The sequence below is a fragment of the Actinomadura barringtoniae genome (assembly GCF_017573505.1).
Taxonomy (GTDB): Bacteria; Actinomycetota; Actinomycetes; order Streptosporangiales; family Streptosporangiaceae; genus Spirillospora; species Spirillospora barringtoniae.
The window spans coordinates 51,933-66,664 of the sequence record NZ_JAGEOJ010000005.1 but is presented as its reverse complement, the minus strand read 5'-3'; the positions used below and the strand labels follow the sequence as shown (position 1 = coordinate 66,664).

Sequence of the window (14,732 nt, the reverse complement as noted above, 5' to 3'; positions counted from 1 at the left end):
CGATCTCACTCCCTGTCGTTAAGTGAGACACAGATCTTCACTGTGCGTCACGAGGGAAGGAAGAAGATTGAGGACAGCCCACGCGGTGGACACCCTGATCGCGCGCAAGCTCGCCAAGCGGTTCCAGCTCCTGGACTTCGACGGCGACGGCTACATCACCGGGGAGGACTACGACAAGCTGGTCGACCGGATCCTCCAGATCTTCGACGAGCCGCCCGGCTCCGAGCGGGCCGTCGCCCTGCGGCGCGGCTACCAGGTGCTGTGGCGCGCCCTCGCGATGACCTCCGACACCGACGGCGACGGCCGGGTCAGCCCGGAGGAGTTCCAGAACGCCGTGGTCGGCGGCGTGCTCAACAGGGACGGCGGCTTCGAACGCGCCATCCTGCCCGTCACCAAGGCCGTCGTCGCGCTCGCCGACACCAGCGGCGACGGGCGGCTCTCGCCCGACGAGGTACGCGCCCTCGGCCGCGGCATGGGCATCAGCGACGAGGAGGCCGACACCTTCTTCACGCTCGTCGACACCGACGGCGACGGCTACCTGACCGTTCAGGAGGTCTTCGAGGCCGACCGGGACTTCTACCTGAGCCTCGACCCGAACGCCCCGGGCAACGCGATGTTCGGGACCCTCTGATGGCGCGGATCCCGTTCCCCGACCTCACGGCGCTGCCGCCCGAGGCCGAAGAGGCGATCGCCGCGCTGCCCGCACCGCTCAACATCTTCACGATGGCGGCGCACGCGCCGACCACCACGGCGCCGATCATCGGCCTCGGCCGGGCGCTGCTGACCACCCTGGAACTGGACGCCAGGATCCGGGAGCTCACCATCCTGTGGGTGGCGCGGCGGACCGGCGCGGACTACGAGTGGATCCAGCACGAGCCGTTCGCGCGGCGGGTCGGCGCGGGCGACGAGCAGATCCGGGCCGTACGGGACCTGGACCTGGACGCCTTCGCCGGACCGGACCGGCTCGCCCTCGGGCTGGCCGACCGGCTGCTGATGAGACAGCCGGTCACCGACATCGACGGACTGCTGCGGCACTTCCCGGCGCGGCAGATCACCGAGCTCGTCCTGGTCGTGGGCTACTACACGATGCTGGCCGGGCTGATGGTCACCCTCGACATCGACGTGGACCCCGTCGGCGATCAGCTCGCCGACGAGGCCACGCGCATCGTCAGCGGCCGATGAGGTTCAGCGCCGGATGAGGGTCAGCACTCGATGACGTTGACGGCGAGGCCGCCGCGACTGGTCTCCTTGTACTTGTCGAGCATGTCCCGGCCGGTGTCGCGCATCGTCTTGATGGCGCGGTCGAGGGAGACGAAGTGGCGGCCGTCGCCGCGCAGCGATATGCGGGTGGCGCTGATCGACTTGATGGCGCCCACCGCGTTCCGTTCGATGCACGGGACCTGGACCAGGCCGCCCACCGGGTCGCAGGTGAGGCCGAGGTTGTGCTCGATGCCGATCTCGGCGGCGTTCTCGACCTGCTCGGGCGTGCCGCCCATGACCTCGGTGAGGCCCGCGGCGGCCATCGAGCAGGCCGAGCCGACCTCGCCCTGGCAGCCGACCTCGGCGCCGGAGATGCTGGCGTTCTGCTTGAACAGGACGCCGATGGCTCCGGCGGTGAGGAGGAAGCGGACGGCGCCCTCGTCGGAGGCGCCGGGAACGAACTTGGCGTAGTAGTGCAGCACGGCCGGGATGATCCCGGCGGCGCCGTTGGTGGGGGCCGTGACGATGCGGCCCCCCGCGGCGTTCTCCTCGTTGACGGCCAGCGCGAACAGCGTCACCCAGTCCATCGCGTGCAGCGGGTCGGCGGGCTCCTCGCAGGACAGCTGCCGGTGCAGCTGGGGCGCGCGGCGGCGGACCTTGAGCCCGCCCGGGAGCAGGCCCTCGCGGGTGCAGCCGCGCTCCACGCAGGCCTGCATGACGTGCCACAGGTCGATCAGGCCCGTCTTGATCTCGCCCTCGGTGCGGCCGAACGCCTTCTCGTTCTCCATCATCAGCGCGGAGATCGACAGGCCCGTCTCGCGGCAGCGCTCCAGCAACTCGGCGGCGGTGTCGAAGCGGTGCGGCAGAACGGTGTCGTCGGGCTTGATGCGGTCGGCGCCGGTGGCGTTCTCGTCCACGATGAAGCCGCCGCCGACCGAGTAGAAGACCTTGGAACGCAGCTCGGTGCCGTCGGGGGAGAGGGCGGTGAAGCGCATGCCGTTCGGGTGGCCCGGCAGCGACTGCTTGCGCTCGAAGACCAGGTGCTCGCCGACCACGAACGGGATGTCGTGGTGGCCGAAGAGATTGAGGGTGCCGCGCTCGCGGATCGCCGCGACGCGGTCGTCGGCGGTGTCGACGTCCACCTGCTCGGGCTTGTCGCCCTCAAGGCCCAGCATGACGGCCTTGTCGCTGCCATGACCCTTGCCGGTGAGGCCGAGTGATCCGTAGAGGGTCGCCTGGACGGTGGCCGTCTTCTCCAGGATGCCGTCGCGGTCGAGGCCGCGGGCGAAGCGGTGGGCCGCGGCCATCGGGCCGCCGGTGTGGGAGGAGGAGGGGCCGATACCGATCTTGAAGAGGTCGAAAACGCTGATCGCCATGGTGCTACCTCGTCACTGCTTGGCTACGCCGTCGTAGCCGGCTCCCCGCCGAGCGAACGGCGGGGAGCCGCGTCACTACAGGTTGGGGTACAGGGGGTGCTTGTCCGCCAGCGCCTTGACCCGAGCCGACAGTGCCTCGGCGTCGAAGGACGGCTGGAGGGCCAGCGCGATGACGTCCGCCACCTCGCGGAAGTCGTCGGCGCCGAACCCGCGGGTCGCCAGCGCGGGCGTACCGATCCGCAGCCCCGACGTCACCATCGGCGGGCGCGGGTCGTTCGGCACCGCGTTGCGGTTCACCGTGATGCCGACCGAGTGCAGCCGGTCCTCGGCGTCGCGGCCGGTGAGTTCGGAGTCCACCAGGTCGACCAGGACCAGATGCACGTCCGTGCCGCCGGTGAGCACCTTCACGCCGGCCTTGGCCGAGTCCTCGGCGAGCAGCCGCTCGGCGAGGATCCGGGCGCCGTCGATCGTGCGCCGCTGGCGGTCCTTGAACTCGTCGGAGGCGGCGACCTTGAGCGCCACCGCCTTGGCCGCGATCACGTGCTCCAGCGGCCCGCCCTGCATGCCGGGGAAGACCGCGGAGTTGATCTTCTTGCCGTACTCCTCGCGGGCGAGGATCAGGCCGCCGCGCGGACCGCCGAGCGTCTTGTGCGTCGTGGTCGTCACGATGTCGGCGTGCGGCACGGGCGACGGGTGCAGGCCCGCGGCCACCAGGCCCGCGAAGTGCGCCATGTCGACCATCAGCAGCGCGCCGACCGAGTCGGCGATCTCGCGGAACGCGGCGAAGTCCAGCTGCCGCGGGTACGCCGACCAGCCCGCCACGATCATCTTGGGCTGGTGCTCGGCCGCCAGTGCCGCCACCTCGTCCATGTCGACCAGGCCGTCCTCCGCGCGCACGTGGTAGGGCACCACGTTCAGCGTCTTGCCGGAGTAGTTCAGCCGCATGCCGTGCGTGAGGTGCCCGCCGTGCGCCAGGTCCAGCCCGAGGATCGTGTCGCCGTGCTGGAGCAGGGCGAAGTAGACCGCGGTGTTGGCCTGCGCGCCGCTGTGCGGCTGCACGTTCGCGTGCTCGGCGCCGAACAGCGCCTTGGCCCGGTCGATCGCCAGCTGCTCGGTGACGTCGACGTACTCGCAGCCGCCGTAGTAGCGCCTGCCCGGGTAGCCCTCGGCGTACTTGTTGGTGAGGACCGAACCCTGCGCCTCCAGCACCGAGACCGGCGCGAAGTTCTCCGAGGCGATCATCTCGAGCGTGGACTGCTGGCGGTTCAGCTCCTGGCCGACCGCCTCCGCCACCTCGGGGTCGACGGTGGCCAGGGAGTCGAACAGCGTCATGCTCAGCTCTCCTCGATCAGCTTGTTGTAGGCCTCGGCGTCCAGCAGGTCGCCGGGCTCGTCGCTGACCCGCACCTTGAAGATCCAGCCCTCGCCGTACGGGTCGTCGTTGATCACCTTGGGCTCGTCGATCACCGACGAGTTGATCGCCGTGATCTCGCCGCTCACCGGGGAGTACAGGTCGCTGACCGACTTGGTCGACTCGACCTCGCCGCAGGTCTCGCCCGCCTCCACGGTGTCGCCCTCGCCGGGGGTCAGCTCGAGGTAGACGATCTCGCCCAGCGCGTCCGCCGCGTGCTGGGTGATGCCGACGGTGACGATGCCGCCGCCCTCACCCTCGAGACCCGACACCCACTCGTGCTCTTCGCTGTAACGGAGCTGCTCCGGAACGCTCACGATTGTTCTCTCTCCCAGATCCAGGTCTTCTCAGAACGCTGTCTTCTCAGAACTCTCAGGACGCTTGACGCTTGTAGAAGGGCAGGTCCACGACGTCGACCGGCTCCCGCCGGCCGCGCACGTCCACCGCCAGACCGGCCGCCGGCTCGGTGTCCAGCACGGCGCTGTCGACGTAGGCCATGGCGATCGGCTTGCCCAGTGTGGGCGAAGGAGCGCCGCTCGTCACGACACCGCACGGCGTGCCGTCCGACGTGACCACCTCGTACCCCTTGCGCGGCGCCCGGCGGCCCTGCGCGACCAGCCCGACCAGGCGCCGGCCGGGCGGGGTCTGGGCCTGCGCGGCGAGCGCGGCCTTGCCGACGAAGTCGCCGGGCTTGTCCAGCTTCACGACCCGGCCGAGGCCCGCCTCGAACGGGGAGGTCTCGGCGGTCAGCTCGTTGCCGTACAGCGGCATCCCGGCCTCCAGGCGCAGCGAGTCGCGCGAGGCGAGCCCGCACGGCACGACGCCCTCGACCTTGGCCAGCTCCTGCCAGATCGCGACCGCGTCGCCGGCGTCGGCGAACAGCTCGAAGCCGTCCTCGCCGGTGTAGCCGGTGCGGGCGATGAGGACGTCGATCCCGGCGACGCGTTCGGCGCCTACCGGCGAAGCCGCCTCTTCGCCGCGGGGGGTGTGGGGGGTCGTCCCCCCTCGGGTAACACTGCCGGCCAGGATCGCGTAGTACTTCAGGTCGGCCAGCGGCGCGTCGGTGAACCCGGTCAGGATCCCCTGGGCGTCCGGCCCCTGCAGGGCGATCAGCGCGTACGCGTCGGAACGGTCGTCGACGACGGCCTCGAACCCGGCGGCGCGCTCGATCAGCGCCTCCCGTACGACGCGGACGTTGGCGGCGTTGGCGACCACCATCCAGACCTCGTCGGCGAGCCGGTAGACGATCAGGTCGTCGAGGACGCCGCCGTCGTGCGCGCAGATCATGGTGTAGCGGGCCTTGCCCACCTTCATCGGCGAGAGGTTGCCGACCAGGGCGTGGTCGAGGGCGTCCCCGGCCTGCGGCCCGGACAGGAAGATCTCACCCATGTGGGAGAGGTCGAAGAGGCCGGCCCCGCTGCGGACCGCCTTGTGCTCGGCGGTCTCGCTCGCGTAGCGCAGCGGCATGTAGTAGCCGGCGAAGTCGACGAGGTTGGCGCCGAGGTCCTGATGGACGTCGTACAGCGGCGTCTTCTTCACGGTCCCCGTGCTTGAGGATTCTGCGGCGGACATGGGTCGGCTCCTTGGTCGCGGGCGCGCGTGATCCAATGGTCCCACTCGCGCACCGGGTCGGCGGTGCCTCCCCCTCTGTCATCGGCGCCTGAGAGCTTCACCCCGCGGGCATCGCCCGTACTGCGGGGCTTTCACCTTCGGCGGGGGACCGTGAAGGTCCCCGCTTTCCAGAGGTCGCCTGGTCCGCGCGGTCCGTGGGCCTGAGAGGTTCCGGGGAGGAGTTGCTCCTTCGGCGTCCCTGACCGGCTGCCAGGGCACTCTCCCGCACGGGATCATTGGCTGGGAGCCAGGCTAGCAGCGCATACGCGGCCCGACCACCGCCGGCCTTGACGCGACCACCGCATACCGGTTCCATGTTCGGATTCATGATCAAGCTCCCGAACCCGGTCTAAGGGGATGGCGATGACGCTGAGCCGCCACCGAGTATGGATCGTGGTGGGCCTGGTGGCCGCGCTGGCCGCCGCGCTCGCCGTCACCCTGAGCCGCGGGGACGGCCGTACGGCACGTTCGGTGAGCGCCGCCCAGGATGCCCAGGCCGCCGTCGCGCAGGCCGCCGCGCCCGCTGAGTTCAGCCACCCTGGCGTGCTGGTCGGCGGCAAGCAGCTCGCCTACGTCCGGGCCAGGATCAAGGCCAGGAAGCAGCCGTGGACCAAGGCGTTCGACACGGCCAAGGCCAGCAAGTACGCCTCGCTGACCGCCAAGCCCCGGCCGCGCGCCGTGGTCGAGTGCGGGTCGAGCTCCAATCCCGATCACGGCTGCTCCGACGAGCGTGACGACGCGATGGCCGCCTACACGCACGCGCTGATCTTCGCGATCAACGGCGACCAGAGGCACGCCCGCAAGGCCATCGAGATCATGGACGCCTGGGCCAAGGTGCTGAAGCAGCACACCAACAGCAACGCGCCGCTCCAGACCGGCTGGGCGGGCGCCGACTTCGGCCGCGCCGCCGAGCTCATGGCCCACACCGGCAAGGTGTCCTGGCCCGGCCGGGCGCGCTTCGCCACCCTGCTCCGCACCGTCTACCTGCCGACGGTGATCAAGGGTGCGGCGACCAAGAACGGCAACTGGGAACTGATCATGACCGACGCCGCGTCGTCGATCGCCGTCTTCCTGGACGACCGCGCCTCGTTCGACCGCGCCGTGGCCACCTGGCGCAAACGCGTCCCGATGTACGTCTACCTGAAGAAGGACGGCGCCCTGCCGAAGGCACCGGCCGCCATGAACACCCGGGCCAAGGTGATCAAGTACTGGCAGGGCCAGTCGACCTTCGTGGACGGCCTCGCGCAGGAGACCTGCCGCGACTTCGGCCACACCGGCTGGGGCCTGGGCGCCGCGGTCCACACCGCCGAGACCGCCCGGCTGCAGGGCCTCGACCTCTACGGCGAGCAGAAGGAGCGGCTCACCAAGGCGCTGGAGTTCCACGCCAAGCTCCAGCAGGCCAAGACCACTCCCTCGTGGCTGTGCAAGGGAAAGCTGAAGAAGGGTCTCGGCCCGGTCCTGGAGGTCGGCTACAACCAGTACGCCGGTCACATGGCCGTCGCGCTGCCCAGCACCAGGAAGCTCGTGCTGGCGGGCCGTCCCGCCGGTGTCAGCTACTTCCTCGGCTGGGAGACCCTCACCCACGCGGGCGTGCCCTAGGACCGCGCGACCTAACTGCGGGACTCCCGGTTCTTGATGTCGGTGATGTCGATGCAGAACTCCGAGATGGTCCCGTCCCCGAGGGCGCGGCCGGCGAAGAGCATCCAGCGCCGGCTGCCGTCGGCCATGAAGTACTCCTTCTCGTAGGGCCCGATCCGGCCGGTGGCGTCGAGGTTGACCATCTGGGCGTCGCTGACCGCGATCCACTCCGGCGGCGTCATCTCCTGCCAGTGGAGTTTCCGCCGGTCGACCTGTTCGCGGGTGTAGCCGGTCATCTTCAGGAACGCCTGGTTGGCGTCGACCACGGTCCCGGTCGGGTCGAAGTACAGAACGCCGACGTTCTCGGTCTCCATCACGAGCAGCAGCCGTTCCTCGACGGCGCGGCGGGTGCGCGAGAGCACCAGCTGTGCGCCCACGCGCGCGAGCAGCTCCCTGGCGGTGAACGGCTTGACGACGTAGTCGTCCGCGCCGGCGAGAAGCCCCTCGATCGCGGTCTCCTCGCCGGCCCGCGCGGTGAGCAGGATGACCGGCAGCCCCGTCAGCGCGGGGTCGGAACGGATCTTGCGTAGCAGCGTGAAGCCGTCCATGCCCGGCAGCCGCACGTCGGCCAGGAGCAGGTCGGGCGGCTCCCGTACGGCCAGCTCCAGCGCCCGGTCGCCGTCGGTGGCCTCGACGACCTGCCAGGAGGCGCCGAGCAGCCGGGCCAGGTACTCGCGCATGTCGGCGTTGTCGTCGACGACCAGGATCCGCGCGCCCGGCGCGCGCCGCCCCGGATCGCCGGCGTTCCCGGCGTCTGCGGCGAGGTCATGGTCCAGGTCCGCGGTCTCGCGTTCGGGGTCCCAGCGGTCGGCCTCGTCGGCCATCATCGCCGCCACGCTCCCGACGGGCTTCGGCGCGGCGTCGCCGGGTTCGTCGCGGAAGGGCGCGTCGCTGGGGATCCAGACGGTGAACGTCGTCCCGCTGCCCGGCTCGCTCGTGACGCGGATGCGCCCCGTGTGGACGCGGACGAGCTCGTGCACGAGCGAAAGGCCGATCCCGGCGCCCTCGTTGCTGCGGCCGCGCGTCTCGCGGACCCGGTGGAAGCGCTGGAAGACGTACGGCAGCTCCGCGGAGGGGATGCCGACGCCGGTGTCGCGGACGGTGAGCTCGGCGTGCCTCGGCAGGATCCGCAGCGCGACCTCCACCGAGCCGTTCCAGGTGAACTTGAGCGCGTTGGACAGCAGGTGGGAGACGATCTTCTCCCACATCTCCACGTCCACCGTGACCTGCGCGGGCGCCGGGGGAACCTCGACGACCAGCGCCAGGCCGGCGCGTTCGGCGGCGCCGCCGAACGCCGCGACGATCTCCTCGGTCAGCGCGCCCAGGTCGACCCGGACGAACGAGGCGTTCGGCCGCCCGGCCTGCGACAGGTCCAGCAGCGTCGCGACGAGCCGCAGCAGCCGCCTGGCGTTGCGGTCGACCAGCTCCACGTCGGCCATCCGCTCGGCGGCGGGCCGGCCGGGGTCGCGCCGTAGCTGTTCCAGCGGCCCAAGCATCAGCGTCAGCGGCGTCCCGAACTCGTGCGACACGTTGGAGAAGAAGTCGGCCCGCGCCCGTTCCAGCTCCGACAGTTCCTCCATCCGCCGCCACGAGCGCGCCTCGACCAGCCGCCCGGCGGCGATCCGCGCGACGAGCGTCAGGAACTCGCGGTACGGCCCGTCGAACGGCAGCCGAGGGTCCGTGCCGAGGATCAGCGCGCCGGCGGCCTGGTCCGCCGCCTCGTCCACGAGCGGGTGGACGACGGCGCGCTCGGGCCCGGGTGCGTCCACCGTGTCCACCGCGTCCGGCGCGCTGAGGAAGCGCACGGCGATGTCGTCGACCACGATCGGAGCGCGTCGCGTGAGCGCCTGGTCCAGCGGCCAGCCGTCGCCCGGCGCGAGCCGCAGCTCCCGCCGCGCGAGCGGCCCGTTCGCGTGGACGCCGGCGGCCCCGGCCAGGTCCGCGCGCGGCTGCGACGGCTGGACCAGGTAGGCCACGGCGAACAGCACGTCGGGCTCCTCGGCGAGCACGGAGACGATTCCCTCAAGGGCCTCACGATCGTTCCGCGCGGTCGGCAGGGCCGCGAGCCGCTGGAGCGCCCGCAGCCGCCGGGCCGCCAGGACCTCGGTCGTGCGTTCGGTGGACGCCCGCAGGATCGCGGTGACCTCGCCGTGCGCGTCGCGCACGGGCGTGAACGAGACGTCGAACCACGCGTGCCCGGGCCCGCCGCGCCGGGGCACCGTCCACAGGAGGGTGGACAGCTCCACGGTCTCCCCGTCCAGCACCCGGCGGAACACCGGCTCCATCGACGGCCGTAGCTCCGGCCGCCCGTCCAGCAGCGGCAGGGCGAACCGCCGCGCGTGCTCGTCGCCGCCGGTCGCCAGCTCGGCGTCGTTGAAGATCAGGACGTGCTGTTCGCCCCACAGCAGGCTGGTCTGCCGGGGCGAGGCCATGACCGTGCGCACCATCGTCCGCAGCGCGGGCTCCCAGGAGCCGACCGGGCCGAGCGGCGTGTTCGCCCAGTCGAGGCCGCGGGCGGCGCGTTCCATGACCGACGGCCCGCCGAACGCCTCGTCGATCGCCTGGGCCTCGGCCTGGGACAGCGGGACCGGCTCGCCGTCCACGATCCCCGCGATGGCGGCGCCGATCTCGTGCAGGTCCAGGACCAGGGCGGCCCCGGCCTCCGCCGCGGCGCGCGGCATCGAGTCGTGCTCGGCGGTGTTCGCGCTCTGCGCGATCACGAGCCCACCGGCCGCGGTCAGCCGGGCCGTCCCCGCGGCCCCGTCATTGCCCGACCCGCTGAGGACGACGGCCAGGGCCCGCGGCCCGAAGGAGTCGGCGAGCGAGGACAGCAGGAGATCGTGCGAGTGCGCCCGGGTGCCCGGCGGGCCCACCGGGGTCAGCGAGCAGGTCGCGTCCGGCAGCACCTCCGTGCGCATCCCCGCCGGGCAGATCACCACCTCGCCCGGCTTGAGGAGCGCGCCGTCGATCGCCCAGCCGATCTCGCGGCTGGTGTGGCGTCCGAGCAGCGTAGGCAGAACGGTCGCCTTGCCGCCCAGATGCTGCTGGATCACGACGGGCACGGGCAGGCCCACGGGAAGGTTCCGCAGGACGGCCGTCAGGGCGCCCATGCCACCCGCGGAGGCCACCAGGGCGACTATGTCGATCTTCGCCCGCTCGCGCGAACCAGGCATTCTCCGATTATTGCCGTGCCCGCCTGCCTCAAGCCAGGTGTTGCGCGGCGCCGATGAAGGATGTGAACAGGGTGGGGTCGTCGCCGACCTCGGGATGCCATTGGACGCCCAGCGCGAAGGGACGGCCGGGGAGCTCGGCGGCCTCGATGACACCGTCGGGCGCCCAGGCCGTGGCCACCATTCCCTCGCCGAGCCGGTCGATGGACTGATGGTGGTAGTGAGCGACCTGGGCCTCGGTGACGCCGGTGGCCGTGACGCCCGTGGCGGCTGCGACCCGCGTGCCCGGCTCGACCCGGACGGGATGCAGGCCGTACTCGCCGGGCGCGGGGGAGTGCACCGTCGTGCCGACCTTGTCGGGGAGGTGCTGGAGGAGCGAGCCGCCGAGCGCGACGTTCAGCACCTCCAGGCCGCGGCAGATCCCGAGGAACGGCAGGTCCCGGTCCAGCGCGGCCCGCACCAGCGACAGCTCCGCGTCGTCGCGGAAGTCGCGGACGTGGGTGACGCTCTCGTGCGGCGCCTCGCCGTAGGCGGCCGGGTTCATGTCCCCGCCGCCCGCCAGGATCAGCCCGTCCAGCCGGTCGAGCGTGCAGGCGGGGTCGCCGACCGGCGGCAGGATGACCGGCTGGCCGCCCGCCCGCTCGACCTGGTCGATGTAGGAGAACGGGAGCAGCGCCGCCTTCATGTCCCACACGGTGAAACGGGCGGGCTCGACGTAACAGGTGATGCCGATGACCGGACGCGATGTTGTGGAAGGTCGCATGGCCGCCATTACAGCGGGGTGACGTAGGCGCCGGAGATGCCGCCGTCCACCAGGAACTCGGACGCGGTGATGAACGAGGCGTCGTCTGAGGCCAGGAACGCCACGGCGGCGGCGATCTCGGAGGCCTCGGCGAAGCGCCCCACCGGCACGTGGACCAGGCGCCGCGCGGCCCGTTCGGGGTCCTTGGCGAACAGCTCCCGGAGAAGGGGCGTGTCCACCGGCCCGGGACAGAGCGCGTTCACGCGGATGCCCTCGCGCGCGAACTGCACGCCCAGCTCGCGCGACATCGCCAGCACCCCGCCCTTGGACGCGGTGTAGGAGATCTGCGAGGTGGCCGCGCCCATCACCGCGACGAACGAGGCGGTGTTGATGATGGAGCCCTTGCCCTGCTCGCGCATGTAGGGGAGCGCGTATTTGCAGCACAGGTAGACGCTGGTGAGGTTGACCTCCTGGACGCGCTTCCAGGCGTCCAGGCCGGTCTCCAGGATCGAGTCGTCGTCGGGCGGCGAGATGCCCGCGTTGTTGAACGCGATGTCGACGCTGCCGTAGGTCTCCTTGGCGGTGCGGAACAGCGCCTGGACCTCGGCCTCCGACGTCACGTCCACCTTCACGAACAGGCCGCCGACCTCCTGCGCGGCGGCCTGCCCGCCGGTCTCGTCCAGGTCGGCCACCACGACCTTGGCGCCCTCCTGGGCGAACCGCCGCGCGGTGGCCAGCCCGATGCCGCCGGCGCCGCCGGTCACGACCGCGACCCGGTCCTGCAAACGCTGCATATGTGTGCTCCTACTCGGTGGCGATGAAGACGTTCTTGAGCTCGGTGAACGCGTCCAGCGCGTCGGGGCCGAGCTCGCGGCCGAGCCCGGACTGCTTGAACCCGCCGAACGGGGTCCAGTAGCGGACCGAGGAGTGCGAGTTCACCGAGAGGTTGCCGGCCTCGACGCCGCGTGCGGTGCGCAGCGCCCGGCCGATGTCGCGGGTCCAGATCGAGCCGGACAGCCCGTAGGCGGTGTCGTTGGCGATCCGGATCGCGTCGGCCTCGTCGTCGAACGGCGCGACCGTCACCACCGGGCCGAAGACCTCGTCCCGCCAGGCCGGCAGTGCTGTGGCGCCGGGCCCGGCGAGCACGGTCGGAGTGAACCAGAAGCCCGGCCCGTCCGGCGCGGAGCCCTGGAAGGCGATCGCCTCCGCGGGCACGTACGAGGCGACGCGGGCGTGCTGGGTCGCGCTGATCAGCGGTCCGACCTCGGTCGTGTCCTCGCGCGGGTCGCCGACGACGACGCCCTTCACCGCGGGCTCCAGCAGCTCCATGAACCGGTCGTAGACCGGCCGCTGCACGAGGATGCGCGAGCGCGCGCAGCAGTCCTGGCCCGCGTTCTCGAAGACCGAGTACGGCGCGGTCGCGGCGGCCTTCTCCAGATCGGCGTCGGCGAAGACGATGTTGGCGCTCTTGCCGCCGAGCTCCAGCGTCAGCCGTGTCACGCCGGGCGCGCAGGCCGCCATGATCTCCTTGCCGACCCGCGTCGACCCGGTGAACACGATCTTCCGTACGTCCGGGTGGTCGACCAGCCGCCGCCCCGCGACAGGGCCCTCGCCCGGCAGGATCTGCAGCACGCCCTCGGGTATCCCGGCGGCGAGCGCGAGCTCGCCGACGCGGCGCGCGGTCAGCGGGGTGAGCTCGGCGGGCTTGACGATGACGGCGTTGCCCGCCGCCAGCGCCGGGGCGACGCCCCAGCCCAGGATCGGCATCGGGAAGTTCCACGGCACGATGACGCCGACGACGCCGAGCGGCTCGTGGAAGGTGACGTTCAGGCCGCCCGGCACCGGGATCTGCCGGCCGAGGTGCCGTTCGGGCGCGGCCGCGTAGTACTGCAGCACGTCGCGGAGGTTGCCCGCCTCCCAGCGGGCCTGCCCGATCGGGTGGCCGGCGTTCAGCACCTCCAGCGCGGCGAGCTCCTCCAGGTGGGCGTCCACCTCGGCGGCGAACGCGCGCAGCAGCCGTGCCCGGTCGCCCGGCGCGACCGCGCGCCACGACGCGAACGCGCGCTTGGCGCGTTCCACCGCCGCGTCGGTCTCCTCCGCCGAGGCGAGGGCCACCGTCTCGACGACCTCCTCGGTCGCCGGGTTGATCACATCGAAGCGCATGAGGGTTCCCCGGGGCTCAGAGACGCTCGAAGCCGCGGCGCAGCTCCCAGTCGGTGATGGCGCGGTCGTAGGCGTCCAGCTCCACCCGCGCGTAGTTGCTGTAGTGCTCGACGACCTCCTTGCCGAACGCCTGCTCGGCGAGGGCACTGCCCGCCCAGTCGACGGCGGCGTCGCGCAGCGTGGGCACGACGGTCTCGGCATCGGTCGCGTACGCGTTGCCCGTGTAGGGCTCCTCCAGCGGCAGCTCGTTCTCGATGCCGTGCAGACCGGCGGCGATCAGCGCCGACACGGCCAGGTAAGGGTTGACGTCTCCGCCCGGCACCCGGTTCTCGATGCGCAGGGACGGGCCGTGCCCGACCAGGCGCAGCGCGCACGTGCGATTGTCGACGCCCCACTTGATGGCGGTCGGCGCGAACGAACCGGGCTGATAGCGCTTGTAGGAGTTGATGTTCGGCGCGTACATCAGCGTGAAGTCGCGCAGGCACGCCTGCTGCCCGGCGATGAAGTGCTCGCCCACCTTGGACAGCCCGAACGGCCCGTCGCCCGCCATCACCGGCGTTCCGTCATCGGCGCGCAGCGAGATGTGGATGTGGCAGGAGTTGCCCTCGCGTTCGTTCGGCTTGGCCATGAACGTGATGGACATGCCCTCCTGGGAGGCGATCTCCTTGGAGCCGGTCTTGTAGAGCACGTGGTTGTCGCAGGTGGCCAGGGCCTCGGCGTAGCGGAAGGCGATCTCGTGCTGGCCGAGGTTGCACTCGCCCTTGGCCGACTCCACGTACATCCCGGCGCCCGCCATCCCGTTGCGGACGCGGCGCAGCAGCGGCTCGACGCGCGCGCCGCCGAGCAGCGAGTAGTCGACGTTGTACTGGTTGGCCGGGACCAGGTCGCGGTAGTTCTTGCTCCAGGCGGTCTCATAGGAGTCCTGGTAGACGATGAACTCCAGCTCGGTGCCGACGTAGGCGCCCCAGCCGCGTTCGGCCAGCCGCGCGAGCTGGCGGCGCAGGATCTGCCGGGGCGAGGCGAGCACGTCGTCGCCGTTCTCCCAGCCGAGGTCGGCGAAGACCAGCGCGGCGCCCTCCTGCCAGGGGATGCGGCGCAGCGTGCTCATGTCGGGGCGCATCACGAAGTCGCCGTAGCCGCGGTCCCAGGACGACATCTCGTAGCCGTCGACGGTGTTCATGTCGACGTCGACGGCCAGGAGGTAGTTGCAGCCCTCGGACCCGTGCCCGGCGATCTCCTCCAGGAAGAACCGGGCGGACAGCCGCTTGCCCTGCAGGCGGCCCTGCATGTCGGTGATCGCGATGATGACGGTGTCGATCCGGCCGTCCGCCGCCTCGACGCGGAGGTCTTCCAGGGTGAGCAGACCTTGGTTCGGCACGGATCTCTCCCGGGGGCTAATGGTCTGTTTCGATCCCATTTATC

At 71.4% G+C, this 14,732-nt stretch carries 12 protein-coding genes and 2 riboswitches; of the genes, 3 read left to right on the top strand and 9 right to left on the bottom strand.

Going from position 1 to position 14,732, the window contains the following annotated elements; all coding sequences use genetic code 11:
- Nucleotides 1-67: 67 nt before the first annotated feature.
- Nucleotides 68-631, top strand: coding sequence for an EF-hand domain-containing protein (locus J4573_RS13030; RefSeq protein ID WP_208255688.1), 564 nt, complete (start codon nucleotides 68-70; stop codon nucleotides 629-631).
- Nucleotides 631-1,182, top strand: a complete 552-nt coding sequence (locus J4573_RS13025) for a carboxymuconolactone decarboxylase family protein (protein ID WP_208255687.1) — start codon at nucleotides 631-633, stop codon at nucleotides 1,180-1,182. The genes J4573_RS13030 and J4573_RS13025 overlap by 1 nt, the downstream gene beginning before the upstream one ends.
- A 20-nt stretch (nucleotides 1,183-1,202) precedes the next feature.
- Here the strand turns inward: J4573_RS13025 and J4573_RS13020 are convergent, their stop codons facing one another.
- The 4 genes from J4573_RS13020 to gcvT form a co-directional block, all read right to left on the bottom strand.
- Nucleotides 1,203-2,576, bottom strand: coding sequence for an L-serine ammonia-lyase (locus J4573_RS13020; RefSeq protein WP_208255686.1), 1,374 nt, complete (start codon nucleotides 2,574-2,576; stop codon nucleotides 1,203-1,205).
- A 75-nt stretch (nucleotides 2,577-2,651) separates the two neighbouring features.
- Nucleotides 2,652-3,908 carry a serine hydroxymethyltransferase gene (gene glyA / locus J4573_RS13015; protein ID WP_208255685.1) on the bottom strand — a complete coding sequence of 419 codons (1,257 nt, stop codon included), beginning with the start codon at nucleotides 3,906-3,908 and terminating at the stop codon, nucleotides 2,652-2,654.
- A 2-nt stretch (nucleotides 3,909-3,910) separates the two neighbouring features.
- A complete protein-coding gene (gene gcvH / locus J4573_RS13010; RefSeq protein WP_208255684.1) occupies nucleotides 3,911-4,303 on the bottom strand; it encodes a glycine cleavage system protein GcvH in 393 nt (130 codons plus the stop codon).
- 55 nt (nucleotides 4,304-4,358) lie between these two features.
- The gene (gene gcvT / locus J4573_RS13005) at nucleotides 4,359-5,558 is read right to left on the bottom strand and encodes a glycine cleavage system aminomethyltransferase GcvT (RefSeq protein ID WP_208255683.1); all 1,200 of its coding nucleotides are present in this window, start codon (nucleotides 5,556-5,558) and stop codon (nucleotides 4,359-4,361) included.
- A gap of 72 nt (nucleotides 5,559-5,630) precedes the next feature.
- Nucleotides 5,631-5,732, bottom strand: a riboswitch (glycine riboswitch).
- A 4-nt stretch (nucleotides 5,733-5,736) separates the two neighbouring features.
- A riboswitch (glycine riboswitch) is annotated at nucleotides 5,737-5,833 on the bottom strand.
- 127 nt (nucleotides 5,834-5,960) lie between these two features.
- On the opposite strand from gcvT, the gene J4573_RS13000 reads away from it, so the two are divergent.
- Nucleotides 5,961-7,196 (top strand): alginate lyase family protein, encoded by a 1,236-nt coding sequence (locus J4573_RS13000; protein WP_208255682.1) that lies wholly within the window; start codon nucleotides 5,961-5,963, stop codon nucleotides 7,194-7,196.
- A gap of 11 nt (nucleotides 7,197-7,207) precedes the next feature.
- Here the strand turns inward: J4573_RS13000 and J4573_RS12995 are convergent, their stop codons facing one another.
- The 5 genes from J4573_RS12995 to J4573_RS12975 are packed head-to-tail and all read right to left on the bottom strand — an operon-like array spanning nucleotide 7,208 to nucleotide 14,688.
- Nucleotides 7,208-10,408, bottom strand: a complete 3,201-nt coding sequence (locus tag J4573_RS12995) for a chemotaxis protein CheB (RefSeq protein ID WP_208255681.1) — start codon at nucleotides 10,406-10,408, stop codon at nucleotides 7,208-7,210.
- 28 nt (nucleotides 10,409-10,436) lie between these two features.
- Nucleotides 10,437-11,168: a gamma-glutamyl-gamma-aminobutyrate hydrolase family protein gene (locus tag J4573_RS12990; RefSeq protein ID WP_307796610.1), complete on the bottom strand. Its 732-nt coding sequence runs from the start codon at nucleotides 11,166-11,168 to the stop codon at nucleotides 10,437-10,439.
- An 8-nt stretch (nucleotides 11,169-11,176) separates the two neighbouring features.
- Nucleotides 11,177-11,941 (bottom strand): 3-oxoacyl-ACP reductase, encoded by a 765-nt coding sequence (locus tag J4573_RS12985; RefSeq protein WP_208255679.1) that lies wholly within the window; start codon nucleotides 11,939-11,941, stop codon nucleotides 11,177-11,179.
- A gap of 10 nt (nucleotides 11,942-11,951) precedes the next feature.
- Nucleotides 11,952-13,310: an aldehyde dehydrogenase family protein gene (locus J4573_RS12980; protein WP_208255678.1), complete on the bottom strand. Its 1,359-nt coding sequence runs from the start codon at nucleotides 13,308-13,310 to the stop codon at nucleotides 11,952-11,954.
- Nucleotides 13,311-13,326: 16 nt separating this feature from the next.
- Nucleotides 13,327-14,688 carry a glutamine synthetase family protein gene (locus J4573_RS12975; RefSeq protein WP_307796609.1) on the bottom strand — a complete coding sequence of 454 codons (1,362 nt, stop codon included), beginning with the start codon at nucleotides 14,686-14,688 and terminating at the stop codon, nucleotides 13,327-13,329.
- Nucleotides 14,689-14,732 lie beyond the last annotated feature (44 nt).